Genomic DNA, 1,421 nt, shown 5'->3' on the forward strand with positions numbered 1-1,421 from the left:
CAATTGCCATTCTCAGCAATGGACAACGAGCCCAGCGTCGAACCGACCGGCACAGCGGTACCAGCCTTGAACGTGCTTTGGCCAGCGTCGGCATCCGAGATCGTCAATGTGCCGGTGGACACGAGGTTGCCGTTGGCATTGACAGCGGTGTCTTCCGTGACGGCGCCAGCGTTCGTGCCCGAGAATATCGGCACATCATTCGTACCTGTGATCGTGACAGTAACGATGGTGGTGGTGCCATCCGCTGCCGAGACCGTGAACGACTCGACCTTTGTTTGACCGGCGGCGAGGTATTGAACGGCGCTATTGGCGACGTTGTAGGTCCAAGCGCCATTCTCAGCAATGGACAACGAGCCCAGCGTCGTGCCGACCGGCACAGCGGTACCAGCCTTGAAGGTGCTTTGACCAGCGTCTGCGTCAGAGATCGTCAGGGTGCCCGACGAGACCAGATTGCCGTTAGCGTTGACGGCAGTGTCTTCCGTGACAGCGCCAGCGTTCGCGCCCGAGAATGTCGGGACGTCGTTGGTACCGGTGATCGTGACGGTAACGACCGTGGTCGTGCCGTCAGTGGCCGAGACCGTGAACGATTCGACCGTCGTTTGGCCAGCAGCCAAGTATTGAACGGCCGAGTTGGCGACGTTGTAGGTCCAGGTGCCATTCTCAGCGATTGACAACGAACCCAAGGTCGAGCCGACAGGAACCGCAGTGCCAGCTTTGAAGGTGCTTTGACCTGCGTCGGCATCCGAGATAGTCAGCGTGCCGGACGAGACCAGATTGCCATCGACGTTGACGGCTGCGTCTTCGGTCACCGAACCTGCAGATGCGCCAGCGAATGTCGGCACATCATTCGTGCCAATGATCGTGACCGTGACGACGGTGGTCGTGCCATCCGCAGCCGAAACCGTGAACGACTCAACCTTGGTTTGACCGGCGGCGAGGTACTGAACAGCCGAGTTGGCGACGTTGTAGGTCCAGGTACCGTTCTCGGCGATGGACAACGAGCCCAAGGTCGAACCAACCGGAACAGCAGTGCCAGCCTTGAACGTGCTCTGACCCTCGTCGGCGTCCGAGATCGTCAACGTGCCCGATGAAACCAGATTGCCATTTGCGTTGACAGCCGTGTCTTCGGTGACGGCGCCAGCGTTCGTTCCCGAGAACGTCGGGACATCGTTCGTGCCGGTGATCGTGACGGTAACAACAGTAGTCGTGCCATCAGCGGCCGAAACTGTGAACGATTCGGTCTTCGTTTGGCCAGCGGCCAGGTATTGAACGGCCGAGTTGGCGACGTTGTAAGTCCACGTGCCGTTCTCTGCAATCGACAGCGAACCCAAGGTCGAACCAACCGGAACGGCGGTGCCAGCCTTGAACGTGCTTTGGCCCGCGTCGGCATCCGAGATTGTCAACGTGCCGGACGAAACCAG

1 protein-coding gene is annotated in these 1,421 nt (G+C 59.8%); it reads right to left on the reverse strand.

Annotated elements, in window-relative coordinates; genetic code table 11:
• Window positions 1–1,421: VCBS domain-containing protein (locus EYW45_RS00130; RefSeq protein ID WP_202444508.1), on the reverse strand; the 1,421-nt coding region annotated here is incomplete at both ends.

The organism is Schauerella aestuarii (assembly GCF_009866805.1).
GTDB classification, from domain to species: Bacteria; Pseudomonadota; Gammaproteobacteria; order Burkholderiales; family Burkholderiaceae_B; genus Schauerella; species Schauerella aestuarii.